This is a genomic window from Melioribacter sp. Ez-97, assembly GCF_051488665.1.
GTDB lineage: Bacteria > Bacteroidota > Ignavibacteria > Ignavibacteriales > Melioribacteraceae > Melioribacter.
Genome location: NZ_JBPSEG010000002.1, coordinates 318,924 through 345,641, shown reverse-complemented (window position 1 = coordinate 345,641; position 26,718 = coordinate 318,924). Strand labels below are relative to the sequence as shown.

At 41.5% G+C, this 26,718-nt stretch carries 31 protein-coding genes; 30 read left to right on the top strand and 1 reads right to left on the bottom strand.

Translation table 11 applies throughout. From position 1 onward, the window contains the following. Positions 1-4 precede the first annotated feature (4 nt). The 22 genes from rpmD (at position 5) to ACSSWA_RS03780 (ending at position 14,648) form a co-directional block, all read left to right on the top strand. Positions 5-193, top strand: coding sequence for a 50S ribosomal protein L30 (gene rpmD, locus ACSSWA_RS03885; RefSeq protein ID WP_437355264.1), 189 nt, complete (start codon positions 5-7; stop codon positions 191-193). Between the two features lie 11 nt (positions 194-204). Continuing rightward, on the top strand, positions 205-669 hold the full coding sequence (rplO, locus tag ACSSWA_RS03880) for a 50S ribosomal protein L15 (protein ID WP_437355263.1): 465 nt from the start codon (positions 205-207) through the stop codon (positions 667-669). After that, the gene (gene secY, locus ACSSWA_RS03875) at positions 669-2,006 is read left to right on the top strand and encodes a preprotein translocase subunit SecY (protein ID WP_437355262.1); all 1,338 of its coding nucleotides are present in this window, start codon (positions 669-671) and stop codon (positions 2,004-2,006) included. The genes rplO and secY overlap by 1 nt, the downstream gene beginning before the upstream one ends. Before the next feature lie 19 nt (positions 2,007-2,025). Further along, the gene (gene map / locus ACSSWA_RS03870) at positions 2,026-2,787 is read left to right on the top strand and encodes a type I methionyl aminopeptidase (protein ID WP_437355261.1); all 762 of its coding nucleotides are present in this window, start codon (positions 2,026-2,028) and stop codon (positions 2,785-2,787) included. 8 nt (positions 2,788-2,795) lie between these two features. Next, positions 2,796-3,014, top strand: a complete 219-nt coding sequence (gene infA, locus ACSSWA_RS03865) for a translation initiation factor IF-1 (RefSeq protein ID WP_014854875.1) — start codon at positions 2,796-2,798, stop codon at positions 3,012-3,014. A gap of 10 nt (positions 3,015-3,024) precedes the next feature. After that, entirely contained in the window at positions 3,025-3,138 is a 114-nt protein-coding gene (gene rpmJ, locus ACSSWA_RS03860; RefSeq protein WP_014854874.1) for a 50S ribosomal protein L36, read from the top strand. A gap of 11 nt (positions 3,139-3,149) precedes the next feature. Then, on the top strand, positions 3,150-3,533 hold the full coding sequence (gene rpsM, locus ACSSWA_RS03855) for a 30S ribosomal protein S13 (RefSeq protein WP_437355260.1): 384 nt from the start codon (positions 3,150-3,152) through the stop codon (positions 3,531-3,533). A 22-nt stretch (positions 3,534-3,555) separates the two neighbouring features. Next, positions 3,556-3,942 carry a 30S ribosomal protein S11 gene (gene rpsK, locus ACSSWA_RS03850; RefSeq protein ID WP_014854872.1) on the top strand — a complete coding sequence of 129 codons (387 nt, stop codon included), beginning with the start codon at positions 3,556-3,558 and terminating at the stop codon, positions 3,940-3,942. A gap of 15 nt (positions 3,943-3,957) precedes the next feature. Continuing rightward, the gene (gene rpsD / locus ACSSWA_RS03845; protein WP_437355259.1) at positions 3,958-4,584 is read left to right on the top strand and encodes a 30S ribosomal protein S4; all 627 of its coding nucleotides are present in this window, start codon (positions 3,958-3,960) and stop codon (positions 4,582-4,584) included. A gap of 26 nt (positions 4,585-4,610) precedes the next feature. Continuing rightward, positions 4,611-5,606, top strand: a complete 996-nt coding sequence (locus tag ACSSWA_RS03840) for a DNA-directed RNA polymerase subunit alpha (RefSeq protein WP_437355258.1) — start codon at positions 4,611-4,613, stop codon at positions 5,604-5,606. 25 nt (positions 5,607-5,631) lie between these two features. Next, positions 5,632-6,219 carry a 50S ribosomal protein L17 gene (rplQ, locus tag ACSSWA_RS03835; protein ID WP_437355257.1) on the top strand — a complete coding sequence of 196 codons (588 nt, stop codon included), beginning with the start codon at positions 5,632-5,634 and terminating at the stop codon, positions 6,217-6,219. Between the two features lie 81 nt (positions 6,220-6,300). After that, positions 6,301-6,885 carry a ribosome biogenesis GTP-binding protein YihA/YsxC gene (gene yihA / locus ACSSWA_RS03830; RefSeq protein ID WP_437355256.1) on the top strand — a complete coding sequence of 195 codons (585 nt, stop codon included), beginning with the start codon at positions 6,301-6,303 and terminating at the stop codon, positions 6,883-6,885. 148 nt (positions 6,886-7,033) lie between these two features. After that, the gene (locus ACSSWA_RS03825) at positions 7,034-8,821 is read left to right on the top strand and encodes a sensor domain-containing diguanylate cyclase (protein ID WP_437355255.1); all 1,788 of its coding nucleotides are present in this window, start codon (positions 7,034-7,036) and stop codon (positions 8,819-8,821) included. Positions 8,822-8,827: 6 nt separating this feature from the next. Continuing rightward, positions 8,828-9,991: a phosphopentomutase gene (locus ACSSWA_RS03820; RefSeq protein ID WP_437355254.1), complete on the top strand. Its 1,164-nt coding sequence runs from the start codon at positions 8,828-8,830 to the stop codon at positions 9,989-9,991. Then, positions 9,984-10,280 carry a hypothetical protein gene (locus tag ACSSWA_RS03815; RefSeq protein ID WP_437355253.1) on the top strand — a complete coding sequence of 99 codons (297 nt, stop codon included), beginning with the start codon at positions 9,984-9,986 and terminating at the stop codon, positions 10,278-10,280. The genes ACSSWA_RS03820 and ACSSWA_RS03815 overlap by 8 nt, the downstream gene beginning before the upstream one ends. A 1-nt stretch (position 10,281) precedes the next feature. Beyond that, positions 10,282-10,680 (top strand): PIN domain-containing protein, encoded by a 399-nt coding sequence (locus ACSSWA_RS03810; protein WP_437355252.1) that lies wholly within the window; start codon positions 10,282-10,284, stop codon positions 10,678-10,680. A 2-nt stretch (positions 10,681-10,682) separates the two neighbouring features. Then, positions 10,683-10,964 (top strand): EutN/CcmL family microcompartment protein, encoded by a 282-nt coding sequence (locus ACSSWA_RS03805; RefSeq protein WP_437355401.1) that lies wholly within the window; start codon positions 10,683-10,685, stop codon positions 10,962-10,964. A gap of 10 nt (positions 10,965-10,974) precedes the next feature. Further along, entirely contained in the window at positions 10,975-11,244 is a 270-nt protein-coding gene (locus ACSSWA_RS03800; protein WP_437355251.1) for a EutN/CcmL family microcompartment protein, read from the top strand. A 16-nt stretch (positions 11,245-11,260) separates the two neighbouring features. Continuing rightward, positions 11,261-12,115 (top strand): sigma-70 family RNA polymerase sigma factor, encoded by an 855-nt coding sequence (locus ACSSWA_RS03795; RefSeq protein ID WP_437355250.1) that lies wholly within the window; start codon positions 11,261-11,263, stop codon positions 12,113-12,115. A 7-nt stretch (positions 12,116-12,122) separates the two neighbouring features. After that, positions 12,123-12,797, top strand: coding sequence for a C40 family peptidase (locus ACSSWA_RS03790; protein ID WP_437355249.1), 675 nt, complete (start codon positions 12,123-12,125; stop codon positions 12,795-12,797). A gap of 74 nt (positions 12,798-12,871) precedes the next feature. After that, positions 12,872-14,266, top strand: a complete 1,395-nt coding sequence (fumC, locus tag ACSSWA_RS03785; RefSeq protein WP_437355248.1) for a class II fumarate hydratase — start codon at positions 12,872-12,874, stop codon at positions 14,264-14,266. 52 nt (positions 14,267-14,318) lie between these two features. After that, complete coding sequence (locus ACSSWA_RS03780; RefSeq protein WP_437355247.1) at positions 14,319-14,648, top strand: hypothetical protein; 330 nt, start codon at positions 14,319-14,321, stop codon at positions 14,646-14,648. On the opposite strand, the gene ACSSWA_RS03775 is transcribed toward ACSSWA_RS03780, so the two are convergent. Next, on the bottom strand, positions 14,645-15,259 hold the full coding sequence (locus ACSSWA_RS03775) for a YqaA family protein (RefSeq protein ID WP_437355246.1): 615 nt from the start codon (positions 15,257-15,259) through the stop codon (positions 14,645-14,647). The two genes, ACSSWA_RS03780 and ACSSWA_RS03775, sit on opposite strands and share 4 nt — an antisense overlap. 131 nt (positions 15,260-15,390) lie before the next feature. Between ACSSWA_RS03775 and ACSSWA_RS03770 the strand changes: the two genes are divergently transcribed. The 8 genes from ACSSWA_RS03770 to ACSSWA_RS03735 all read left to right on the top strand — a co-directional run bounded on the left by ACSSWA_RS03770 (position 15,391) and on the right by ACSSWA_RS03735 (position 26,674). Then, positions 15,391-17,214: an AMP-dependent synthetase/ligase gene (locus tag ACSSWA_RS03770; RefSeq protein WP_437355245.1), complete on the top strand. Its 1,824-nt coding sequence runs from the start codon at positions 15,391-15,393 to the stop codon at positions 17,212-17,214. Positions 17,215-17,348: 134 nt separating this feature from the next. Continuing rightward, positions 17,349-19,397 carry a methionine--tRNA ligase gene (gene metG / locus ACSSWA_RS03765; protein WP_437355244.1) on the top strand — a complete coding sequence of 683 codons (2,049 nt, stop codon included), beginning with the start codon at positions 17,349-17,351 and terminating at the stop codon, positions 19,395-19,397. 17 nt (positions 19,398-19,414) lie between these two features. Then, the gene (locus ACSSWA_RS03760) at positions 19,415-20,383 is read left to right on the top strand and encodes a DNA-methyltransferase (protein ID WP_437355243.1); all 969 of its coding nucleotides are present in this window, start codon (positions 19,415-19,417) and stop codon (positions 20,381-20,383) included. A 20-nt stretch (positions 20,384-20,403) separates the two neighbouring features. Further along, positions 20,404-22,371 carry a peptidylprolyl isomerase gene (locus tag ACSSWA_RS03755; RefSeq protein ID WP_437355242.1) on the top strand — a complete coding sequence of 656 codons (1,968 nt, stop codon included), beginning with the start codon at positions 20,404-20,406 and terminating at the stop codon, positions 22,369-22,371. After that, entirely contained in the window at positions 22,340-23,170 is an 831-nt protein-coding gene (locus ACSSWA_RS03750; protein WP_437355241.1) for a hypothetical protein, read from the top strand. Before ACSSWA_RS03755 ends, ACSSWA_RS03750 begins: the two co-directional genes overlap by 32 nt. Next, a complete protein-coding gene (locus ACSSWA_RS03745; RefSeq protein WP_437355240.1) occupies positions 23,167-24,432 on the top strand; it encodes a peptidylprolyl isomerase in 1,266 nt (421 codons plus the stop codon). The genes ACSSWA_RS03750 and ACSSWA_RS03745 overlap by 4 nt, the downstream gene beginning before the upstream one ends. A 12-nt stretch (positions 24,433-24,444) precedes the next feature. Then, a complete protein-coding gene (locus tag ACSSWA_RS03740; protein WP_437355239.1) occupies positions 24,445-25,440 on the top strand; it encodes an AAA family ATPase in 996 nt (331 codons plus the stop codon). Positions 25,441-25,468: 28 nt separating this feature from the next. Then, a complete protein-coding gene (locus ACSSWA_RS03735) occupies positions 25,469-26,674 on the top strand; it encodes a M23 family metallopeptidase (RefSeq protein ID WP_437355238.1) in 1,206 nt (401 codons plus the stop codon). Positions 26,675-26,718: the final 44 nt, after the last annotated feature.

Genomic DNA, 26,718 nt, shown 5'->3' with positions numbered 1-26,718 from the left:
AGAAATGGCTAAGAAATTAAAAATTACGCAAACACACAGCATTATCGATCGTCCGAAACCGCAAAAGCTTACTATCCAGGCTCTCGGTTTGGGAAGACCGAATTATCAGGTTGTTCATAACGATACTCCTCAGATAAGAGGAATGGTTAGAAAAGTATCTCATTTAGTAAAAGTAGAAGAAATAGAAGATTAACAGGGTGATACATGGATATTCTAAGTAATTTAAAACCTGCAAAAGGTTCCAACAAGAGAGAAAAAAGAATCGGCAGAGGCGAAGGAAGCGGACACGGCGGCACTGCTACGCGCGGTATGAACGGACAACGCTCGAGGTCGGGCGCGAAGTACAAAGTATGGTTTGAAGGCGGTCAGATGCCTTTGCAGCGCAGAGTGCCCAAACGCGGTTTCAAAAGTCCTTTTAAAGTGACCTATCAGGTTATTAATCTCGACCGTATTCAAAAGTTAGTCGACGATAAAAAGATAACCGAAGATGTAATTACTCCAGCTGTTTTATATCAAAACGGTTTGATTTCGAAAGCCGCCGCTCCTTATAAAATACTCGGCAGCGGAGAAATTAAATCGAAAATTAATATTGAAGCGCATGCTTTCAGCGCTTCGGCTAAACAAAAAATTGAATCAGTCGGTGGAACCATAAAAGAGATTAAAGCTTAATGGCAACTTTTCAAGAAACATTCCGGAACATATTTAAGATTCACGAGCTGAGGCAAAGAATCCTTTATACTTTAGCCCTGCTTGTGATTGTAAGAATAGGAGCTCACGTAACGCTGCCGGGCATCGACTCGCATTTGCTCAGCTCGGCTATGTCGAACTCCACTTCCGACAATCTTTTCGGTCTTTATGATTTATTTGTCGGCGGAGCATTCAGAAACGCAGCCCTTTTCGCTCTGGGTATAATGCCCTATATTTCAGCTTCGATTATTCTCCAGCTTGCGGGAGCGGTTGTTCCTTATATTCAAAAGCTACAGCGCGAAGGAGAAGAAGGCAGAAAGAAAATTACGCAATGGACGCGTTACGGCACCGTAATAATTTCCGCTTTCCAGGCGTGGGGAGTTACTATTCATCTTCTTAATATGAATTTTAACGGTTCGCCTGTTGTGCCCGAAGAAATAAGAGGCATCGGATGGACGTTTTCTACAATAGTTTTTCTTGTTGCAGGCACAGTATTTATTATGTGGCTCGGTGAACAAATTACGGACAAAGGCATTGGCAACGGTATCTCTCTTATCATATTTATAGGAATCATCGATAGATTTCCGTTTGCTGTTCTCGATGAATACAGATTGTTGGCTGCCGGGCAGCGTAACCTCGTAATTGAAATCGTAATAATTGCGTTCATGTTATTGGTTATTGCCGGCGTAATACTTGTGACTCAGGGAACAAGAAGAATTCCGGTGCAATATGCAAAACGTGTTGTCGGAAGAAAAGTTTACGGCGGAGTTACTCAATATATTCCTTTGAGAGTGAACACTGCGGGTGTGATGCCGATTATTTTCGCTCAGTCGATTATGTTTATTCCGAGCACTTTGTTCTCATTTTTCCCTAATAATGAATTTATAGCTTCGATTGCCGGATATTTTAATTATCAGTCGTTTACGTATTCTTTTATATATGCTTTGATGATCGTATTTTTTACCTACTTCTACACGGCAATTGCATTTAATCCGCAGGAAGTGGCAGAAAACATGAAAAAACAAGGCGGCTTTATACCGGGTATTCGTCCGGGTAAACAGACTGCGGAATTTATCGATAACATTTTGACAAAGATTACATTGCCCGGTTCAATCTTCCTTGCAATCGTGGCTATATTGCCTGCGTTTGTGGCTAAGTTCGGCGTATCTGGTAGTTTTGCTTCTTTCTTTGGCGGAACAAGTTTATTGATTATCGTTGGAGTTGCGCTCGACACTCTTCAACAAATCGAGTCGCACCTTTTGATGCGCCATTACGACGGATTCATGAAATCAGGTAAAATAAGAGGCAGAAGATTTTAATACAATAGTGTAGCGTATTGTGATTTTAATTAAGACTAAAAAAGAAATCGATTATATAAGAGAAAGTTGTCAGATTGTTGCCGAAGTTCTTCAATTACTGAAAAATTACGTTAAGCCGGGCGTTACAACGCTCGAGCTCGATAAAATGGCTGAGGATTATATTCTCAGCAACAATGCCCGCGCGGCATTCAAAGGTTATTCGCAGGTCGGGTCGTTTGATTTTCCCGGCTCAATTTGTTCTTCGATTGATGACGAGGTTGTTCACGGAATTCCGGGCAACAGAGTTCTTAAAGAAGGCGAAATTATTTCGATAGACGTAGGCGTCGAAAAGAACGGCTACTACGGCGACGCTGCTTTAACCGTAGCGGTCGGAAATATATCCGACGAAAAGAAAAAGTTGATGGATGTTACGGAAAAGTCGCTCTATCTGGCGATTGAAGAAGCGCGTCCCGGAAACAGAATCGGCGATATCGGATTTGCGGTGCAATCGTACGTCGAAAGTTTCGGTTACTCGGTAGTGCGCGATTTATGCGGTCACGGCGTCGGAAAACATTTGCACGAAGACCCGCAAATTCCCAATTACGGCAAAAAGGGAAGCGGAGCGCTCTTGAAAAACGGAATGACGCTGGCTATCGAACCGATGATTAATTTAGGAACTCACAAAGTCTTCGTGGAAAAAGACGGATGGACAGTGAAAACAATGGATGGTAAACCGTCGGCTCATTTCGAGCATACCATTGCAATAATTGACGGTAAACCGGAAATATTAACAAAATGCTGAAATAAAAAATGGCAAAACAAGGACCGATAAAAGTAGACGGAGTTGTAACGGAAACGTTACCCAACGCTCATTTCAAGGTTAAACTTGACAACGGGCACGAGATCCTTGCGCATATTTCCGGTAAGATGAGAATGCATTTTATTAAAATTCTTGTGGGAGATAAAGTGGCAGTTGAATTATCTCCGTACGATCTTAATAAAGGAAGAATAACATACAGATATAAATAACGGAGCATTTATGAAGGTAAGAGCATCTGTAAAAAAAATGTGCGACCATTGCAAGGTGATTAAAAGAAAAGGCGTTGTTCGAGTAATTTGCAAAAATCCTAAACACAAACAAAGACAAGGATAGGAGGAAAAGATTTGGCTCGTATAGCAGGAATTGACTTACCAAAGCAAAAAAAATCGTATATAGGATTAACCTATATTTATGGTATAGGTCGTAGGACGGCTTTGGATATACTGTCTAAAGCAGGCATCGATCCCGAAAAGAAAATAGCTGATTTGTCCGAAGAAGAAGTAGCTAAGATTCGCGCGATCATGACATCCGACTATAAAGTTGAAGGCGCGCTCAGAAGCGAAGTGCAGCAAAACATCAAACGCTTGATGGACATCGGGTGCTATCGCGGATTGAGACACCGCCGCGGCTTGCCTGTAAGAGGACAAAGAACCAGAACAAATGCAAGAACCAGAAAAGGTAAAAGAAAAACAGTAGCCGGAAAGAAAAAAGCACCGGCTAAGAAGTAATAATTAATTACGGAGATTTAAATTGGCTAAGGCAGGAAAAAAGACTAAAAAGAAAGTTCACGTTGACTCGGTCGGAGTAGCGCACATTAAAGCTTCGTTTAACAACGTGATCGTTACTATAACGGATATTTACGGCAATACAATTTCATGGTCTTCTGCCGGTAAAAACGGCTTCAAGGGTTCCAGAAAAAACACACCCTTTGCAGCTCAAGTTACCGCAGAAGCCGCCGCTAAAGAAGCTTACGACTTAGGTCTGCGCAAAGTCGACGTTTTAATTAAAGGTCCCGGCGCAGGCAGAGAAGCTGCTATCCGCGCTCTCAATACAGCCGGATTGGAAATCCTTTCCATTAAGGATATTACTCCGATTCCGCATAACGGATGCAGACCACCAAAACGTAGAAGAGTATAACAGGAGAAAATTTAGATGGCAAGATACACTGGTCCAAGTTGCAAATTATGCAGAAGAGAAAGACAAAAATTATTTCTTAAAGGTTCTAAATGCCATTCCGAGCGTTGCCCGCTCGAAAAGAAAAATTATATCCCGGGTCAGCACGGTTTGTCCCGTAGATCCAAATTTTCCGAGTATGGCGTTCAGTTAAGAGAAAAACAAAAAGTTAAACGTATTTACGGATTGCAGGAAACGCAATTCAAGCTCTACTTCTTCAGAGCAACGCGCCAGAAAGGCGTTACAGGCGCCAACCTCGTCAAGTTGCTCGAAAGACGTCTGGACAACGTTGTCTACCGGCTCGGATTTGCGCCTTCGAGAAAGGCAGCCCGACAATTAGTGCTTCACAGGCATTTTACCGTTAACGGCAAAGTTGTCGATATCCCGTCGTATTTGCTAATGCCCGGCGACGTTGTAGCCGTTAGAGAAAAGAGCAAAAAACTCGATATTATTCACGACTCGTTGAGAAGAACTAAAGACAACGCATACGGTTGGCTTTCGGTCGATAAAGCTTCGCTCTCGGGTACTTTTATGAACATTCCCGAAAGAGAAGACGTGCCGTTGAACGCCAATGAACAATTAATTGTCGAATTGTATTCTAAGTAATTTTATAATAATAGAGGATATATTAAATGAGCTATCCGTTAATTAAAATGCCCGATGGCGTAGTACAAGAAGAATCCTCAAAAAGCGCTACATTCGGAAGATTTACTATTCAACCTTTAGAGAGAGGATTTGGCGTTACATTAGGAAATTCGTTGAGAAGGGTATTATTATCCTCGCTTCCGGGAGCCGCTATTACAGCCGTTAAAATCGAAGGCGTGCTTCACGAATTCTCTACAATTCAGGGAGTTCAGGAAGACGTTACCGAAATTATCCTGAATCTCAAAAAAGTTCGTATGAGACTTCTCGATAAAAAGGTAACCGGATGCCAGGTCACGGTTACCGGCGAAGGCGACTTCAAAGCGGAAGATATTCAAAAGGCTTGCCCTGATGTTGAAATTCTTAATCCCGATTTACATATCGCTCACTTGAATAAAGATACTCAGTTAAATCTCGAACTTCGTTTCGGTATCGGTAAAGGCTATGTTCCGGCTCAGGAACAAAAAACTCCCGATATGACTATCGGCACAATTCCGATCGATTCGATCTATACCCCGATTGTTAACGTAAAGTACGACGTTGAAAACGTGCGTATTGGCGAACGAAACGACTACGAAAAACTTACTCTCGAAATTACTACCGACGGTTCTATTACTCCCGAAGAAGCTCTTTCCACTTCGGGCAAAATCTTGAGAGATCATATTCAGATGTTCATTAATTTCGAAACCGAACCCGAAGAAGTAAAAGAAGAGACCGAAAGAGACGAAGAATCCGAAAGATTGAGAAAAATTCTTTCGACCAGCGTTGACGATCTCGAATTGAGCGTAAGGTCTCATAATTGTCTTAAAACCGCCAATATCAAAACATTAGGCGATTTGGTTCGCCGCGACGAAAACGAAATGCTCCGCTTTAGAAACTTCGGACGCAAGTCGCTTGCCGAACTGAAAGAAATTGTTGAAAATTACGGACTCCATTTCGGTATGGACGTCGATAAATATTTGTCAGAAAAACCCGATAAAAAATAATCATTAAAACTGCGAAGGTTCAATAATGAGACACAGAGTAAAAGGTAGAAAATTAAAAAGAACATCGGAACACAGACTGGCTACTTTGAGAAATTTAGCAACTTCTTTGCTAAAACATAAAAAGATTAAAACTACTCTGGCTAAAGCCAAAGAGTTGCGCACTTTTGTAGAACCGATTATTACAAAAGCCAAAGTCGATTCGGTTGCAAACCGCAGATACGTGGCTGCCGATATTAAGGATAAAGAAGTCGTAAAGGAACTCTTTACCGCTATTATTCCTAAAATCGGCGACAGACCCGGCGGATATACAAGAATAATCAAACTGGGTCAAAGAAAAGGCGACGGAGCCGAACTGGCTTATATCGAATTGGTTGACTACAGCGACATCGTAAAAGAAAAAGCTCCGAAAAAGAAAAAAGAAGATAAGGCAAAAGCGGAAGATACCGCAGCCGAAGAAGTAAAAGCCGAAGAAGTAAAAGCCGAAGAAGCTAAAGAGGAAACGGCAGCTGAAACAGATTCCGAAGTAAGCCAGGAACCCAAAGCCGAAGCCAAAGAAGAAGGCGAATCCAAGGAAGAGGAATCTTCATCGGAAGAAAATAAAGAAGAAAAATAATCGATTCCTTTTTTGAATTTTAGACGCGTCCGGATCTCCGTTTGGTTCCGGACGTTTCTTTTTTAAATCTTTGTTGTGCCTATGAAAAAAATAGAATTTGTCGCGTCGGCTTTCAATATAAACGAAATACCGAAAGACGACCTGCCTTGCGCCGTGCTTTGCGGAAGGTCGAACGTGGGTAAATCTTCGTTTATAAATACTCTGTTTTCTCCTCTGAAAGTAGCGCGGACAAGTTCTACGCCCGGTAAAACGCGTTCGATAAACTATTATCTCGTCGAAAGAAAATTTTATATTGTGGACTTGCCGGGCTTCGGTTACGCCAAAGTGTCAAAAAGCGAGAAGAATTATTGGGAACGGCTCATCACCAATTACTTCGACACCAATAAAAACATTTCGACGGTTTTCCATTTGATAGACGCGCGCCACAAACCTCAGCCGCTGGATCTGATGCTGAACGAATTCGTGCGTTCCAGAGAGTTGCCCTATTTCCTGATTTTGAATAAAACCGACAAACTGAAACAATCCGAAATCGCGGGCATAAAGAAAACCGTTAAAGAAGCGTTTCCGGAAATTATTTTCGGAACCAATGCTTTTCTCTTTTCGTCGGTAAAGCATACGGGCAAAAAAGAAATAATAAAACTGCTTGCTTCGCTCTACTTATCATGAAAATTTCATAAAACTTTATTATTATTGAATCGAAATTGTAAACATTCTGAGTGAAGAGATGGGTTTATCGTCAAAGTACAAAAAAAGAATTCTTATTTTTATGTTAATACCCATCCTTCTGACCATCCTTTTTATTACAGATGATTTTTTGACAAGAATAATTACAAGCGTAATTTTAGTTATTTACATCGGCTTTATAATTTTTCTGCGCGATTCTTCGCGCGGTCATGAGAACGCCGAACCCGACATGCCGGAATCCGGAACTTTGGCGGATAACGAAACTGATACGGATCAAGGTTATCAAACAGACGAGGGAGAAGAATTTAAGATTGTCTCGCCCGTTAAAAATATAGAAGTGCTGACCGCTGAAAATATGGGCGCGTATTTTCCGCGCACAGGAAACCGTGAAGTTTTTAAGCCTTCCGACTTTAAAGAAAATTTTCAGAAAATTGCTCTCGAAGAACTACCGAAAGACGTAAGTCACGACGAACAATTCGGGTTCTTACTCGAAAAAATATTGAGCGTACTTAAGGAAGCGTTTCTTGCGCACACGGTGGCGTTTTTCTGGTACAATAAAAAAAGACAGCGGCTGACTCTCGAACGTTATGTCTCCAGTTCTTCGGCCATTACGCGCCAAAAGTTCGACCTTGAGGACGACATTCTCGGTAAAATAATACAGAATGAAGAGCCCGAATTGCTGACGGATATTACGCCAAATGCGGAAGCGGATGTCATACGTTACTATAGCGCGCCGCAAGGAATTAAGAGCTTTGTCGGTGTGCCTCTCTTTTACGGAAAAAATCTTACCGGGCTGCTTGTGCTCGATTCAAAAGTTAAAGACGCTTTTGGCATCGAACAAATCTATTCGCTCGGAAAGATTGTAAGAGTTATCTCGATTATAATCTCGCTCTTCGAAGATAAATTTTCGGAATCGCAAGCCGAACAACGCCTGAAAGCTTTGACGGAAATTTTGGAAAAGGACAGAAAATTCGAATCGGAAGAAGACATCTTCGAAATGCTCGACAGGACGGTCGAAAGATTGCTTGACTGGGATGCATTTGCTTTCGTACTTTATAATCCGCTAGAACAAAAATTTAAGACTACCCGCATAATCAATAAAACTTCATTGAAATACGTTGGCGAAAATCTCGAGGTCGAACTCAAAGATACTCTGGTCGGCAAATCGATAATGAGTTCCATCCCTGTTAAAATTGACGATACAACCCAAACCGATATTCCGCGATTCAACAGAAACGAAGACGTTAGTTTCGACGGTTCTTTTTTGGCTATACCGTTAATTTACGACGAACAAAATTACGGTGTATTGTGTTTCGAGAGTCTTAAAAAGAATTATTATTCGAACAGCGAAGTAACCTTCGTAAAAAATGCCACTAAAATTTTCGCTTTCATTCTTTATTCACACGCATCGATTAATGTTCTGAAAAGTCTGCTGGCACACGACGTCGAAACAAAAGTATTAAATCACCGGTCGTTTATCGAACGACTGACAACGGATTTGGTAAGGAGCAAAGAACTCGAACTTCCCGGCGCTCTTGCGCTTATTAAAATTGATGATTTCATCGAAGAAGATTCTCTCTTCGACGGCAATCCGTTCCCGAAAGTCTTGAAAGCGATAGCGCAGATGATTCGAGACGAAACGACCCCGATGAATTTAATAGGACGTTTGAGCGAGCGGATTTTCGCTGTCTACTTTTTCAATACCGCTCCGAAAGACGTATTTCTGTGGGCTGAAAAACTGCGCATTAAAGTCGCTCGTAAGCCGATTTCTGTAGTGTCGAAACAGACCACTTTTACAATCTCGGTAGGAGTGGCTTCGACATCGAACAAAACCGACGTAGACGAAATATTAACAAACGCCGAATTGGCGCTCAATAAAGCCCTCGAAAAAGGAGGGAATACCGTAAAAAGTTTGTGACAGTTTGTGAATAATTTTATTGTAATAGTTTTAGACGGTGTCGGTATCGGCGAGCTGCCGGACGCTGACAAATATGGCGATCGGGGCAGCAATACTTTGGCTAACATGGCCGAATACGTGGGCGGGTTGAATTTACCTAATTTACAAAAATCAGGATTAGGCAATATCGATTCGATCAAAGGCGTCGACCCCGTCGGAAAACCTCTTGCGTCTTTCGGAAAAATGAATGAGGTATCCGTCGGAAAAGATTCCACTACCGGGCATTGGGAATTGGGCGGGCTTCATATCAACAAAGAATTTCCGCTCTATCCCGAAGGCTTTCCGAAAAGTATCGTCGATGAATTCATTAAAGAAACCGGAGTCAAAGGAATCCTCGGCAACATTCCTGCCTCCGGAACGGAAATTATAGAAAGACTTGGAGAAGAGCATTTAAAAACGTCGTACCCGATTGTTTACACGTCGGCAGATTCGGTATTTCAGATTGCCGCTCATGAAGAAATCATTCCTCTGGAAAGACTCTATGAAATATGCGAAATTGCGCGGAACAAAGTATTGACCGGAGATAATGCCGTCGCCAGGGTAATAGCCCGTCCTTTTATCGGAAAGCCGGGTAAGTTTACGCGCACTACAAACAGAAAAGATTTTTCGCTCGATCCGTTCGGATATACAATACTCGATTATTTGTACCACAATAATATAAATACGATTGCCATCGGTAAAATTAACGACCTTTTCAATTACCGGGGAATCAAAACCGGTTATAAGACTAAATCGAACGCCGAAGGGATGGATAAACTGCTTCGGATCAGTTCCGAAGCTGTTTCGTCTTTTATATTTGTCAACCTTGTCGATTTCGACGTTTATTACGGTCATCGTAACGATCCCGAGGGATTCGCAAGAGCGTTAAAAGAGTTTGACAATTTTTTGCCGTCGCTTCTGGATAAAATGGATACGAGCGACCGGTTGATAATAACCGCAGACCACGGCAACGACCCTACTACTCCGAGTACCGATCACAGCAGGGAATATGTTCCTTTGCTTTTTTATTCGAAAGAAGAGCCGCCGCGCAATCTGGGCGTTAGAAATACATTTGCAGACGTCGCGCAAACTATTGCTCATTTTTTTAAAGTTAATAACGATTTGAAAGGAACAAGCTTTTTATATGGATAAAGATAACTTGACGGAAATAATTTCATTCAAAGCAAGCCTTGATGAAAACAATACGATAACTTTACCGGAAGGCGTTCTCGATAAAATTAAAAACAATAATATCAGCGAATTTTTCGTGACAATATACTACGACGCAAAACGAGCTGCTTTTCTCGACGGTTTTTCTGAAGAGCGGGTAGACAAAATTAAAAATACCCAGGGAATACCGTATTCGTCTGTTTATGATTTTTTGAAAGCTAAAGGAAGTTTGAATAAAGAAAACTTCGGGAAGGGATTTATCTGGTACTAATATGGAAAAAAAGAAACCGGAATATTTAATAGATACCGATATATTGATTGAGTATCTAGACTCCGCCGCTGTTGAAGAAACCGTACTTGAGATACTTATGGAGCGCAGCGTTTGCTTTACGACGGTAATTAATTCGGCTGAACTCTTTTTCAACGCGCACAACGAAATTCGCAACGAAGCCGTTCGACAATTGCTTTCAGCCCTGAAAGTGCTCGGCTTAAATTCAAGATACAGTTTGAACATTTCGAAATTTTTTAATAAAGTTGCAGGCGTCCGTGAAGCTTTAATCTGTTCAGTGGCGTTAAATAATAACTTGCCGCTGGTAACAAGGCAAAAAGAAAAGTATTTGAATGCCGGCATTAAAATAATTGACCCGGAAGAAATTAAAACAGGGAGGTAGTTCTGGTACTCGGAAAGGTAATTGGAACGGTCTGGTCAACGCGTAAGGACGAGAATCTGGTAGGCGCAAAATTCTTGATCGTCCGCGAATTGAATCTCGATTTAACCCCAAAAGCATCGACTGTAATAGCTGTCGATTCTGTGGGAGCTGGAATAGGAGAGACGGTTTTGGTAGCTCAGGGCAGCTCGGCAAGACAGACTACTTTTACGAAAAACAAACCGGTCGACGCCGTGATAATGGCTATTGTTGATAAACTTGACGTCGCAATTAACGATAATAAGTAGGTATTATTTAATGCATCTGGGAAAAGTGATCGGAACAATCTGGGCTACTAGAAAGTATGACGCCGTTGCAGGTTATAAAATGCAGCTGGTTCAACCGATCAATTACGAACTGGAAAATACGGCGAGTCCTATCATAGCTCTCGATACGGTCGGCGCAGGTCCGGGCGAAATTATTTTTTACGTTACGGCTAGCGAGGCTGTTATTCCGCTCGATGTGGATATGGCTCCCGTGGACGCTTCGATTGTCGGTATTGTCGATTCTATAAATACAGAAAAATAGATAGGGGAGAGGAATCTTGAAAATCACAAAACAATTTACAAATCGTGAAAGTCTTTCTCTCGATAAATACCTGCAGGAAATCGGTAAAGTTGAATTGCTTACTCCGGAGGAAGAAATTGAACTGGCAATTAAAATAAAAAAAGGCGATCAGAAAGCTCTGGAAAAACTCGTCAAGGCAAATCTGAGATTCGTTGTCTCGGTTGCAAAACAATATCAAAACCAGGGGCTGTCGCTCGGAGATTTGATTAATGAAGGAAATCTGGGACTGATAAAAGCGGCAAAACGTTTCGACGAAACACGCGGTTTCAAATTTATTTCGTACGCTGTATGGTGGATCAGGCAGTCGATTCTACAGGCGCTTGCAGAACAGTCGAGAATCGTTCGTCTTCCGCTCAACAGGGTCGGGGCGCTTAACAAAATCGGCAAAGCTTACAGTAATCTTGTCCAGGAATTCGAAAGGGAACCGAATGCAGAGGAGCTCGCAGAACAATTGAATATGGACGTTTCCGAAGTAGCCGACGCAATTAAAAATGCCGGCAGACACATATCGATGGACGCCCCTTTCAGCCAGGGCGAAGAAAACAGTCTGCTCGACGTTCTGCCCAACGACGAAGTTCCGTCGCCCGACCAGACTTTGATGTCGGAATCTCTGAAAAAAGAAATTGAGAGAGCGCTTTCAACTTTAACCGACAGAGAAGCGGAAGTCATAAAACTCTATTTCGGACTCAACGGCGAACATTCCCTTACGCTCGAAGAAATTGGCGAAAAGTTCAACCTTACGCGGGAAAGAGTCCGGCAAATTAAGGAAAAAGCAATTAGACGTCTCAGGCATACTTCCAGGAGTAAAAACTTAAGAGCATATCTGGGATAAAACTCGGATGCCAAGGAAAATAGCTATATCCCTTTTACTCATTGCGATTGTCCTGACAACCGGATGCTCTTCGACTTCTTCTTCCGTAAGATATAACAAACCGAAAGAAAAAAAGGAAGAAGTAAACCGTACGCCCAGGTTTACTTCCGAAGATAACTTTAAAAGCGATACGTTGAATAATAACGTTCCGGTTGCGGATTCCGGAGTTTCTGAATTCGATGAGTTGCCGGAAGAAATCAATTCCATCAATAAAGAAGAATTTATTGAAGAATACAGAACTACGATAAGCTCCGGCGCGCCCATTTCGTTCAGGGAAAAATTACTTCTCGAAGTAATCAAGTATATCGACGCTCCATATAAATACGGCGGCAATTCGGATAAAGGCATTGATTGCTCGGCGTTTACCAAGCAAATATTGAGCGCCTTTTCCGTAGATTTGCCACGTACCGCAAAAGAACAATTCGCCGCCGGTACAAGCGTTAATGAAAACGAATTAAAATTCGGCGACCTTGTGTTTTTTAATACTTCCAAACGAAGTTATCCCGGGCATGTGGGAATTTATCTTGGAAACCGGGAATTCATCCATTCGAGCAGGACGCTGGGCGTTACCATTTCTTCGCTGGACGAAAATTATTACAAAAAAAGATTTATCGGCGCCCGCCGTTTTCCCCTATCACAATAACCGATATTAACGATTGCATTAATTTATTCATTCCATTAATTTGTGGCATCTAATCAAATTTATAGGAGTCAAAGATGGATTACAGAATTGAAACCGACAGCATGGGCGAAATTAAAGTTCCCGCAGACAAATATTACGGCGCTCAGACTGCAAGGTCGTTGCAAAATTTTAAAATCGGGGGCGAAAGATTTCCATTCGAACTGATTAGAGCGCTTGCAATCGTTAAGAAAGCCGCCGCGATGACAAATAACGAGCTGGGACTTTTACCGGACGAAAAGAAAGATCTGATAATTAAAGCCGCCGACGAAGTTATAGAGGGAAAACTGAACGAGCACTTTCCGTTGGTAGTATGGCAAACCGGAAGCGGCACGCAAACGAATATGAATGTAAACGAAGTTATTTCTAACCGCGCGATTGAAATTGCCGGAGGGAAACTCGGCAGCAAAACTCCCATTCATCCTAACGACGACGTTAATAAGTCCCAATCCACAAACGACGCATTTCCGACCGCTATTCATGTTGCGGCAGTTGAAGAAATTCATCGTCGACTTATTCCGATGATCACAAAATTAAGAGACGCGCTGCAGGAAAAGGCAAAAGAGTTCGAGCCGATAATTAAAATCGGAAGAACTCATTTGATGGACGCTACGCCGCTGACTTTGGGACAGGAATTTTCGGGTTATGCGCAACAATTAACTAACGGATTGGCAAGAATAAACGACGCGTTGAATCGCCTTTACGAAATACCTCTCGGAGGAACTGCTGTTGGAACGGGTTTGAATACGCATCCTGATTATGCCGTTAAAGCGGCTCAAAAAATTTCGGAGCTTACAGGCAAACCTTTCCGTACCGCTCCGAATAAATTCGAGGCTATGGCTGGCAAAGACGCGCTTGTGGAATTCAGCGGCGTTCTGAAAACCATAGCGGCATCTTTGATGAAAATTGCCAACGACATTCGATGGCTCGGTTCGGGACCCCGCTGCGGCATCGGAGAAATTATTTTGCCTGCTAACGAACCCGGCAGCTCTATAATGCCCGGGAAAGTAAATCCGACTCAATCCGAAGCTATGACTATGGTTTGTACGCAGGTATTCGGCAACGATGTTACGATAAACTTTGCCGGCGCAAGCGGCAATTTCGAACTTAACGTCTTTATGCCGGTTATCGCTTTCAATATTCTTCAGTCGATACGACTTATTGCAGACGCGTGCGAAAGCTTTACCGACAACTGCGTAGTCGGTATAAAACCGAACAAAGAAGTAATTAACAAGAATCTGAACAATTCGCTTATGCTTGTTACTGCATTGAATCCCGTCATCGGATACGATAATGCCGCCAAAGTAGCAAAGAAAGCTTATGCCGAGAATAAAACTCTTAAGCAAGCCGCTGTCGAACTGGGACTCTTGACTGAAGAAGAATTTGACAAATACGTACGACCGGAAAATATGGTCGGTCCGAACAAAAAATAAATTATAAGGCAAAGAAGGCTGTCCTTTATTCAAAAGGGCAGCCTTTATTTTTATGAAAGAAACCATATTAAATATTTACGTCGAAATAGAAAACAAGGAAGTAATCGGATTTAAAGCGATTTCATACGAAGCAGACGGCACGGACGCCGAAAAAATTAATTTTCTTAAACAGCAGGCAAAGAAAGATTACATGCGCGCAGCGCGTTTCGAAGCGCCAGTTAATGATAAAGGGAAATTTATCTCCTACAGAAAATTCTCCCGACTCGAATCCAAAGGATATCATTACAAATTGTACGAGGAAATTTTTGACTATTTCAAAGCGCCGGACAATCCTTTGATTTGCGTAACTCCGGTTCTCGAGGGAAAAATTTTAGCGGATTAAATAAGATATTTTATTGCCACAAATCCGCCTATTAACAGTACAGTAAAGAGAATAGCCAGCGTGTTGAAATATTTGTCGATGAAGGTTCTTATTTGTTCGCCGAATTTCCATATCAGTCCTGCAACCAGAAAGAAACGAAGTCCTCTGCCTACAAGCGAGGCTGTTATGAAAAGTAGAAAATTTATGTCGAAAGCGCCGCCGGAGATTGTAAACACTTTATAAGGTATGGGAGTAAATCCTGCCGTAAAAATTATCCAGAAGTTCCACTCGTTGTAAAGATTACGTACGTTAAAAAATAATTCTTTAGTAAAACCGGGGACGTTGGCAAAAAAGAAATCGGCTAAAGCCGAAAAATTTTCCGGCGAATCCCACCACAAGTAATGACCGATACCGAATCCCGCGGCTGCGCCCAGCACCGAAGCCGCGGTACAAATTAAAGCGAATCTGAAAGCTTTTTCCCTGGAACCGAGAACAAGCGCTATCAAAAGCGCGTCGGGTGGAATCGGGAAAAATGACGCTTCTGCAAAAGCCAGCAGAAACAATGCCGCCGCTCCGTAGGGAGTTTCCGACCAGTGAAGCACCCAATCGTATAATTTTCTTAAAAATTGCATATTGTATTAATTTTAATCCGTAATTATAGCAAAAATATTGTCAGGATAAAATCGAATATGGCTGCCGTCCTTTTTTGATTGCCTTTTTTATTTTGTCCGTTTATCTTGTATAAAACATTTTGGGAGATGATATGCCTATAATAAAAGACTTTAAAACCATTCCTGAATTATTTCATATTATAGCCGTTGAATTTGGTAAAGGAAAAGAAAAACCCGCGCTCAAATACAAGGAGAAAGACAAATGGGTCGACATCGGTTACGACCGTCTGTATGAAGAAACGGAGTTATTGGCTTGCGGATTGGCATCGATGGGCGTTAAAAAAGACGATAAAATAGCGATAATTTCCGAGAACAGACCCGAATGGGTCTATGCAGACATGGCGATTCTCGGACTCGGAGCCATTGACGTGCCTTTGTATCCGATTTCAACCGCTGACACTATCGAGTTTATTCTCAATAATTCCGAAGCTGTGGGCATATTTGTTTCCAATAAATTTCATCTCAACAAAATTTTGAAGATAAAGGACAAGTGTAAACACCTCAAGTTTATTATAGTAATGAACAACGCCGAAAAATCTCCTGACAAGGGCGTCTATGCATTTGAAGATATCTTAAATAAAGGAAGAGAGTTTCGAAAAGAAAATCCCGGATATTTCAAAGATAAAAGCGAATTGGTGGACGAGAATCAGCTTTGCACTATTATTTACACATCCGGCACAACGGGCGAGCCGAAAGGCGTAATGCTTACGCATAAGAATATTGTATCGAATGTCAAAGCGGCGCATGAAGTTTTCGACATCGATGAGAATGATATCTTTCTTTCCTTCCTTCCTTTGTGCCATATTTTCGAAAGAATGGCGGGATACTACACTGCATTTTCGTGCGGAGGTACGATAGCATACGCGGAATCGATTGAAAAAATTGCATCGAACATGCTCGAAATACGGCCTACAATAATGACGGCAGTTCCGCGGCTCTTCGAAAGAATGTACACCAAAATCAAAAGGAACATCGAAAATCAATCTGAAAAGAAACAGAAAATTTTTAATTGGGCGATTGAAACCGGCAAAGAATATCAACTGGCAAGAAAATCGGGACAGCCGGTTCCAGTGTCATTGACTTTGAAACACAAACTTGCCGACAAACTCGTGCTTTCTAAGCTGCGCGAAAGAACTGGCGGAAGAATGAGATTCTTTATATCGGGCGGCGCCGCCTTGGCAAGAGAACTTGGTATATTTTTCGAAGCAGCGGGAATTCTTATTATCGAAGGCTACGGTTTGACGGAATCTTCTCCCGTAATTGCTGTTAACAGACTGAACGATTATAAATTCGGAACGGTCGGTAAGCCTTTACCCGGCGTCGAAGTGAAAATTGCCAAAGACGGCGAAATACTGGCGCACGGCCCCAACATCATGCAGGGATATTATAAAAATAAAAAAGAAACCGAGGAGACTATTAAAGACGGCTGGCTCCATACTGGCGATATCGGCGTGTTTGATGCCGAAGGATTTCTGATCATTACGGACAGAAAAAAGCACTTGTTCAAGACGAGTCAGGGTAAATACGTGGCTCCAACTCCGATAGAAAGCATGTTTCTTGCAAGTAAATACATAGAACAATTTGTAATTATCGGCGACCGCAGAATGTTCATTACGGCATTGATAGTTCCCGATTTCGAAGCCCTGAAAGAATATGCGGACGCCAACAGGATACAGTATAAAGATGAAAAAGAACTCGTTAAAATGAAGCAAATCTACGAATTGCTCGACAAAGAACTTGAACAGTTCCAGAAGAAGCTTTCTTCTTTCGAAAGGGTGCGCAAATTTACCTTGCTGGACAAACCGTTTACTATTGAAGACGGCGAACTTACTCCGTCTTTAAAAGTAAAAAGAAAAGTGATAGAAGAAAGATATCGCGACTTAATCGACGAAATGTATAAAGGCTTGGAAGGGTAATCCGGTCTTTGATATTCTCAATGCCCGGCGGTTGAGATCGCCGGGCGCTTAATACAACAAATCATTTTAACCCGCAGTCTGTTTCAATTCTATTCTGGGAAATTTCTTATATTTGCCTTCAATCATTAATAAAAATGAGTGAAAAATTGAAGAAGGAAAAGGTGCTCGTTACCTCGGCTCTGCCTTACGCAAACGGCAGAATTCATCTCGGACATTTGAGCGGAGCTTATTTGCCTGCCGATATTTATGTGCGTTACAAACGGCTTAAAGGCGACGATGTGATTTATATTTGCGGCTCGGATGAGCACGGCGTGCCTATTACAATTACAGCGGATAAAGAAAAAGTTAGTCCTAAAGTAATTATCGACAGATATCATGAACTCAATAAACAGGCTTTCGAAAAATTCGGTATGAGCTTCGATATCTATTCGAGAACCAGCATTCCGATTCATCATAAAACGGCTCAGGAATTTTTCAAATGTTTTTACGATAACGGTCTGCTCGTCGAAAAAAAATCGATGCAGTTTTACGATCCGAAAGCCAAAATGTTTTTACCCGACAGATACGTCGAAGGCACATGCCCGAAATGCGGCAACGAAGAAGCCAGGAGCGACGAGTGCGAAAAATGCGGATCGTTATACGAACCTTCGGAATTGAAAAATCCCAAAAGTAAAATTACCGGTGAAACGCCCGTATTAAAGGAAACTTCGCACTGGTATTTCCCCCTCGGTAAATTTCAGGAGCGTCTCGAAAAGTATATCGACGAGATGAACAAAAAATACGGCTGGAAAGAAAACGTGCTTCAATATTGCCGCGGTTGGTTTAAGGACGGCTTGAAAGACAGAGCCGTGACGAGAGATCTCGATTGGGGCATTAAAGTGCCTCTCGAAAATGCCGAAGGAAAAGTAATCTATGTATGGTTCGAAGCTGTCCTCGGTTATATTTCTGCAACCAAAGAACTTTCGGAAAAAAGAAATCAACCCGACTTATGGAAAAATTACTGGCAGAATCCCGAAACAAAATATGTGGCTTTCATCGGAAAAGATAACATTGTTTTCCATACAATTATTTTTCCCGCCATGCTGATGGCTTGGAACGATTACAATGAAGACAAATATATATTGCCGCAGAACGTTCCTGCGAACGAATTCCTGAATTTTGAAAGTAAGAAGTTTTCAAAATCGAGAGGCTGGGGCGTTGACGTTCTGGAATTCCTCGATATGTTTCCGCCGGATCCTTTGAGATATACTTTGGCGGCAAACCTGCCCGAGAATAAGGATACGGATTTTTACTGGAAAGAATTTCAATCCCGCAACAACGGCGAACTAGCCGACATACTTGGCAATTTTATTAATCGCACGTTTACGTTCGCGTTCAAACATTTCGAAGGGAAAGTTCCGCCCGTTGATAAACTCGAGGATATCGACAGGGAAATGATTGAACTGGTAAAAAATTATCCGTCAAAAGTAGGCGAATTAATCGAGAGATATAAAATTAAAGACGCCGTCTTTGAAATGATGAGTCTCGCAAGAGCGGCAAACAAGTATTTCAACGATTCCGAACCGTGGATAACGGTAAAGAAAGACAAAAGCAAATGCGCCGCTACGATTAACGTTTGTCTTAATACAATCTACACTCTGGCGGAAATATTTGAACCTGTTATTCCTTTTACGTCTCAAAAAATATTCAATATGCTTGGCGCGGAAAGAGTCCCGTGGTATGAAGCCGGTCGGTTCCGTCTCGAACCGGGCAGGGAATTGAAGAAGCCCGAAATACTCTTTACTAAAATTGAAGACAAAATAATTGAAGAACAGATTTCAAAACTGGAAGAGGGAGAACCTGCAAAAGAAGACGAATTGATTTCGATAGACGACTTCAAGAAAGTCAAACTGATCGTGGCTAAAGTTATCGAAGCCGAAAAAGTTCCGAAGAGCGATAAGCTTCTTAAATTAAAATTGAACACCGGCGACGGCGAACGACAGGTAGTGGCGGGAATTGCAAAAAGTTACAGTCCCGAAGAATTAGTAGGAAAGAACTTGCTTATAGTCGGAAATCTAAAGCCGGCGAAGCTTTTCGGAATCGAATCGCAAGGAATGATTCTCGCTCTCGATACAGACGAAAAAGACAAGGTAAAAATAATTGAAATCGATTCTTCCGTTTCGCCGGGGCGCCTGGCTAAATAGTTTTATGGATTATTGATATGAAGGCGGGCAAAGAAACGAAGACGAGGAACAAGACTATTATTCTTGATAATGACGAATTAAATATTTATTCGAAAAAACTTATAAGACTCGATTCGCATACGGAAATAAATTCTTTGATCAACAAAACGATTAACCAGGATTTTTTCGAAGCAGTCAAATATTTGCCCGAAGAATTCGTAGACCTTCTGGTTCTCGATCCGCCCTATAATTTGAATAAGTCGTTTAACTCGATAAAATTTACTTCGAGAAGCGTCGAAAAATATTCCGAATGGATTGATAAAATAATTACGGCTCTTAAGCCGTCTTTAAAGAAAGAGGCGTCGATCTACTTCTGCGGCGATTGGTACACTTCGATTTCCATTTCAAATGTGCTCTGCAAACATTTTATTGTGCGCAACAGAATAACGTGGGAAAGAGAGAAAGGAAGAGGTTCGGTAAAAAACTGGAAAAATAATTCCGAAGACATCTGGTTTTGCACAATGTCGGACAAATATAAATTTAACGTCAACGACGTTAAACTGATTAAGAAAGTAATCGCTCCGTACAGGGACGCAAACGGTTTGCCCAAGGACTGGATTGAAGTCGAAAACGGGAATTACAGACTGACGCATCCTTCCAATATCTGGACGGACATTTCGGTGCCGTTTTGGTCGATGTCTGAAAATACCGAACACCCCACGCAAAAACCTGAGAAGTTAATAGCCAAATTGATATTAGCAAGCAGCGACGAAAACGACGTTGTGTTCGATCCGTTTGTTGGCTCCGGCACTACATCCGTAGTAGCTAAAAAACTGGGTAGAAAATACGTGGGAATCGAGGCTGATAATTATTTTGCATGTCTTACCGAAAAGCGATTGGAATTAGCAGAAACAAATTCCGATATTCAGGGTTATAATTATGGCTATTTCTGGGAACGTAATACCAAACCGTTTCCGTTCAATTTGAATGTTAAAAAGAAGCGTTAAAAAATAGCGGGAGGAATCTCATGTCGTTAAAATCTGTCAAAGTCCTGAGTCTGATTTTTATCATTGTTCTGTCTGCATGTTCTGCTCAAAATTCCAAAATTGTGGTTGCCGAATTCGGCGACAACGAAATTACGCTTGATGAATTTCAAAAAGCTTACGAAAAAAACGCCGCGCTTGAAAAAAACGCCGGCGACTCGCTCGACAGTTACAAAAATTTTCTCGACCTTTATGTCAATTACAGAATGAAGTTAAGAGACGCCTGGGTAAGAGGGTATTATGAAGACGAAGATTTACAAAAGGAATTGACCGACTACAAAGTGAATATCGGCACAGCTCTCTATTATGAAAATGAAATTATTAAACCCGGAATTCAAAAACTCTACGACAAAAGAAAAGAAGAATTCAAAGTGGCTCATATAATGCTCGTTCCCGATTCCGGTAAAACCGTTGAAGATATAATCGCTTTGGGCAAAGAATTAATTCAAAGAATTAATAACGGCGAGGATTTTGCAGCTCTGGCTAAAGAATATTCAAAAGACAAATTTACAAATAACAAAGGCGGAGTTATCGGATACATTACCGCAGGCGACATTCCATTCCCGGAAATTGAAGACGCCATTTATGCCACCGCGCCCGGCTCGGTTTATCCCGAACCGGTAAAATCGAATTTTGCTTATCATGTTTTGAAGGTTCTCGAAAAGCAACCCCGCAGATATATGATTAGAATCAGGCATATCATGGCTTCCGTAATGGATTCCAATGAAGTTATCGATACTGCCGCTTCCTATAAAAAAATTCTCGAGGTGGATGAAAAATTGAAGAATGGCGGCGATTTTGAAGAACTGGCTAAAGAATATTCGGACGATAAATTCAGTTCTAAAAGAGGCGGCGACCTCGGCTTTATCGCAAGAGGAAGAATGGTCAGGGAATTTGAGGATGCGGCTTTTCAGTTGAAAGTGGGCGAACGTTCTCCGATTGTCAAAACACGATTCGGCTACCATATAATCGAAGTTACGGACGAAAAACCGACGCCCCCGATTGACGAAATAAAAGAAGAATTGAAAAATATCTATCAAAAAACGCGATATAACTATGACAAAAATATTTTTGTCGACAGCCTTAAACAAAAAGCCGGATTTACAATCGTCCGGACTACAATAGACAAAATTTTGGAAAACGTCGACTCGATGAAAATGGGCGAAGATTACTGGACTTGCAAAATTCACAATGATTTTGGAAATATGCCAGTTTTCAAACTTAATGGAAGAGACGTAATCGTCGATTCATTGTTCAACTTTATGATAACAAAAAAGAAAATTACAAGAGGAAAAGTAGGCGAAACCATAATCAATAATTCTATCGAAGAATATTCGGACGAATTGGTTGTCCGCGACGAAGTAATGAACTATGATAAAGTTAACGCGCAATTCGCTTCCTTGATGGACGAATACGAGAAAGGCGTTTACTTATTTAAGATACTTGACGAAGAAGTCTGGTCGAAAGTTAATATCGACAGCGCTATGGCTAAAAATTATTATGAAAAAAACAAAGAAAACTTCAGACTGAACGACAGGGTTCAATATAAGCAAATACAGGTGAGGTCGGACTCGCTTGCGAATGTAATTTATGGGGAATTGAAATCGGGAGCCGATTTCGATTCGGTGGCTTCAAAGTATACTCGTTCTACCATTGTATCGGAATTGGTGGAAGTTAAAAACGACGGAAGTCTGGCTGACAAAGCTCTCGAACTCGGCGAGGTCGGTAAAATTTCCGAGCCGTTTAAGTTCAAAGGCAACTGGGTAATTTTGAAATTAATAAAACATGAACCCGCAAGAATTAAAACATTTGAAGAAGCGCGGAACGAAATTACAGGTATATTGCAGGAACAGGAAAGCAAACGCCTTGAAAACGAATATATCGAAAGATTGAAAAAATTGTATCATCCGGAATATCATTATGACAAACTCGCAGAAGTTGTTAAAAAATAAAACGCTGATTGTTGCGTCGCTCTTGTTATTTCTGGCTGCATGCGAACACAAAAAGGAAACCGGCAATGAGGTTGCGCGTATCGGCGATGCCGTGTTGACCGAAGAAGATATTGAAAAAGAAATTGGAAAAGGCGCCGCAAGGTCTATGTATCGTGAACAATTTATTAACGACTGGATTGAAAAAGAGGCTCTCTATCAAAAAGCAATCGACGAAGGCGTTACGGAATCCGATGATTATATCAGATTGATCGAAAATTCAAAAAAAGAACTTGCCGGCGCTTTGCTTATTGAAAAATACTTAAAAGAAAATCCGGTCGTTATTGAAGAAAACGAATTGATTGATTTTTACGAAAAGTACAAACAAGATTTTGCGCTTCAACAGGATGCGTACTTATTAAATTATATCTCGTTCAATAACGCGGAAAGCGCGGGTGAATTCAGAAGAATTCTGATTGAAAGCGATTGGAACAGAGCCCTCAACGTTTTTCGCGATAACAAGTCAATTATTGAGAACGAAACCGGCAAACTTTTTTATGAATATCAAATTACGCCGATTGCTCTTAATCGCATTGTAAAAAATCTTTATGAAAATGAAGTCAGCGTCGTAACGGAAGTTAATCCCGGAAAATATGCGGTGGTTCAGTACTTAAAACGATATGCAAAAGGAACGCTGCCCGAATTAAGAGTTGTAAAGAATATTGTTTATGAAAGGTGTAAACAGTACAAGCAGAAAGAAAAAATAAAAGAATACATTGAACGGTTAGTGATGGAAACCGAAATTAAAAGGGAATCAGAATGAAAAAAATATTTTTGTTTTTTTTACTTGTCTCGGGAATTTATGCACAGCAAACTATCGATAGAATTGTGGCGGTAGTGGATAACGATATTATACTCCAGTCGGAGCTCGAATTTCGAGCAAACGTAGAAGCGGCGCAAAGACAATTGCCTCAGGTCGATTCGACTTTGCTCAGAAACGTTTTGATGCGTATGGTCGAAGAAAAACTTCTTTACGCTCAGGCGGAGCTCGACTCGGTGGTGGTTTCCGACGACCAGGTGAAAAGTCAGCTCGATTATCAGATCAATTATTTTATTCAACAGTACGGTTCGCAGGAAAAGCTCGAAGAAGCATACGGTATGCCGGTCGAAAAAATTAAAAGAGTTCTGAGGGACGACACCAGAAAAAACCTTATGGCTCAGATGCTTCAGCAAAAGAAATTCGGAGAAATTCAGGTTTCGCGCAAAGAAGTTGAAGATTTTTACGAGACCTACAAAGATTCGCTCGGAATGGTGCCGGAAAAATTCGAGCTGGCGCATATATTCCAGAATCCCAAAACAGGAGAACAAACCAAAAAACGCGCGTATGAATTCGCCAGAGCGCTGCTCGACAGTTTGATTCAGGGAGCCGACTTTGCGTATCTGGCGAGAAAATATTCCGACGATCCGGGAAGCGCATCGGCAGGGGGCGATCTCGGCTATGTTAAACGAGGCGTTTTCTATCCTCAATTCGAAGCGGCTGCTTTCTCTCTTGTTCCAAATCAAATTTCCGATATCGTCGAAACTCCCGTCGGATATCATATTATTCAATTGCTCGACAGGAGAGGAGAGTCTATCCACGTTAGACATATTCTCGTAAAATTGAAAGCCGACGACGAAGCCGATTTGAAAGCTATCGAATTCCTTAACGAAATACGCGACAGTATCTTAGCGGGTTATAATTCATTTGAATATTATGCAAAAAAATATAGTGACGATAAAGAAAGCGCAAAGTTCGGAGGCAAACTCGGAATTTTCGAAGCGAGTCAGCTCGACAAATCTTTGCTCGATTTAATTTATAAAATGAAAGAAGGAGATATCTCTTATCCAAAAAGAATGGAGCTTGACCCGACTTCGTACGGATATCATATCGTTAAATTAATCCGCAGAATTCCCCAGCACAAACCGAATCTCGAGCAGGACTATGACGAATTGAAACGCCTGGCAGAATATTATAAAAGACAAAAGATCTATAACGAATGGATGCAGGAAATCAAGAAAAGAATCTACTGGGAAATTAGACTATAACAAGGAAGAAAATTGAAAAATAATGACAATAATTCAGTCGACCTGGAACTCGCCGAAAAATTAAGCGAGAAAATTAATAAAGTCAGAAAGGAAATATCGAAAGTAATTATTGGACAGACCGATATAGTTGATAACTTATTGGTGTCGCTCCTTTCGCGGGGACATTGTTTGCTCATCGGCGTTCCGGGTCTTGCCAAAACTTTATTGATCAAAACTCTCGCCGAGGTAATGGACCTCAAATTCAGCCGTATCCAGTTTACGCCCGATTTAATGCCGGGCGACATTACGGGTACGGAAATAATCGAAGAAGACTTAACAACGAAAAGAAGGAATTTCCGGTTTATTAAGGGACCTTTGTTTGCGAATATTGTTTTGGCGGACGAAATAAACAGAACGCCGCCCAAAACACAGTCGGCTTTGCTGGAAGCCATGCAGGAGCACAGAGTGACTGCTGCGGGAGCTACGTACAAACTCGAAGAGCCTTTTTTTGTTTTGGCAACTCAAAATCCGATTGAGCAGGAAGGCACATATCCGCTGCCGGAAGCGCAGCTCGATCGGTTTATGTTCAGTCTTTGGCTCGATTACCCTGCGATTGAAGAAGAAATCGAAATCATAAAACAAACTACTAGCGATTATCTGCCCGGTTTGGAAAGGGTTATCACTTCTGAAGAAATAATCGAATTCCAGAATTTGATTAAACGCGTTCCCGTTGCGGACAACGTTATAGAATATACGGTTAAATTTGTAAATGCAACTCGACCGGGCGACGGCAAACCTGAATTTATCAATAAATGGGTAAATTGGGGAGCCGGTCCCAGAGCCTCGCAATATCTTATAATGGCTGCAAAAACAAAATCTGTCGTCGACGGCAGATTTACTCCGAACATCGACGATGTTAAAAGCTTTCTTTATCCGACTCTGCGACATCGAATCGTTCCTAATTTTTCAGCCGAAGCGGAAGGAATTTCCACGCTCGATATTATTTCTAAACTGCAAAATAATTTATAGTTAATCGTCAATTATTCAACCGGGTAATATGCTCAAATCAACAAAAATTCTCGTTGCGCTGGCGTTCGCAGTATTAATATTTTCTGCCTGTTCCAAAAACGATAAAATTACAAAACAAAATGAATACAAAAAGAATTCTTACGGTATAGTAGCCGATACTCTGGAAATCGTTTCCGGAAAAGTAAAAGCCGGGCAAACCGTTACCGATCTATTGGCTCCGTATGCGGACTATTCGTTAATTCATAAAATGAAAGAAGCTTCCGGCGGCATTTTCAGTTTGCGGAGTATTAAAGTCGGCAATCCGTATTATATTTATTTAAATAAAGATTCGCTCAACACCCCTAAATATTTTGTCTACAACGAGGATATGATTAACTATGTTGTTTTTGAATTCGGGGATTCGGTTACGGTCAAAAAGGGAGAAAAGGAAAAATACGTAGAATTGAGCGTTGCCGAGAGTAAGATTGTCAATTCTCTTTACGAAACCCTCGACAAAAAAAATCTGAGCGTGGATTTGGCCATTAGACTGTCCGATATTTACGCATGGCAAATCGACTTTTTCAGAATTCAACCGAGCGACAGTTTTAAGGTTTATTACGAAAATGTTTATGTGGACAGCCAATATGTGGGGACGGGGAAAATACTGGCGGCTCAATTTTTCCACCGGGGAACAGAATTCAATGCGTTTTATTTTGAAAACGGTAAAGAGTCGGGTTACTATGACGAAGAAGGAAATAGTTTGAGAAAGGCTTTTCTGAAGGCTCCGCTGAAATTCAGCCGTATTTCATCAAGGTATTCGCCTCGACGTTTGCATCCGATTCTGGGCAGAGTCAAAGCGCATCTGGGTACAGATTATGCAGCTCCGACGGGCACGCCGATAATGAGCGTCGGAGACGGCGTGGTGATCGCGGCGGGTTATACGAGAGGAAACGGGAACTATGTGAAAATAAAACACAACTCTGTTTATACCACTCAATATTTGCATATGTCGCGTTTTGCCAAAGGAATACGCAAAGGAGTTTATGTTAAACAGGGGCAGGTTATCGGATATGTGGGCAAAACCGGACTCGCCACCGGCCCGCACGTATGTTTCAGGTTCTGGAAAAACGGAAGACAGGTGGATCCTTTTCGGGAAAAGATACCTCCCTCGAAAGGCATTTCGGAGGAAAGCCGCGCCAAATTCGATTCTTTGAAAATTGCTTATCTTGAAATTCTCAACCGGGACGCAATCTGATATCAACAGACGCTTATTCAAAAAATTTATAATTATGCATGATT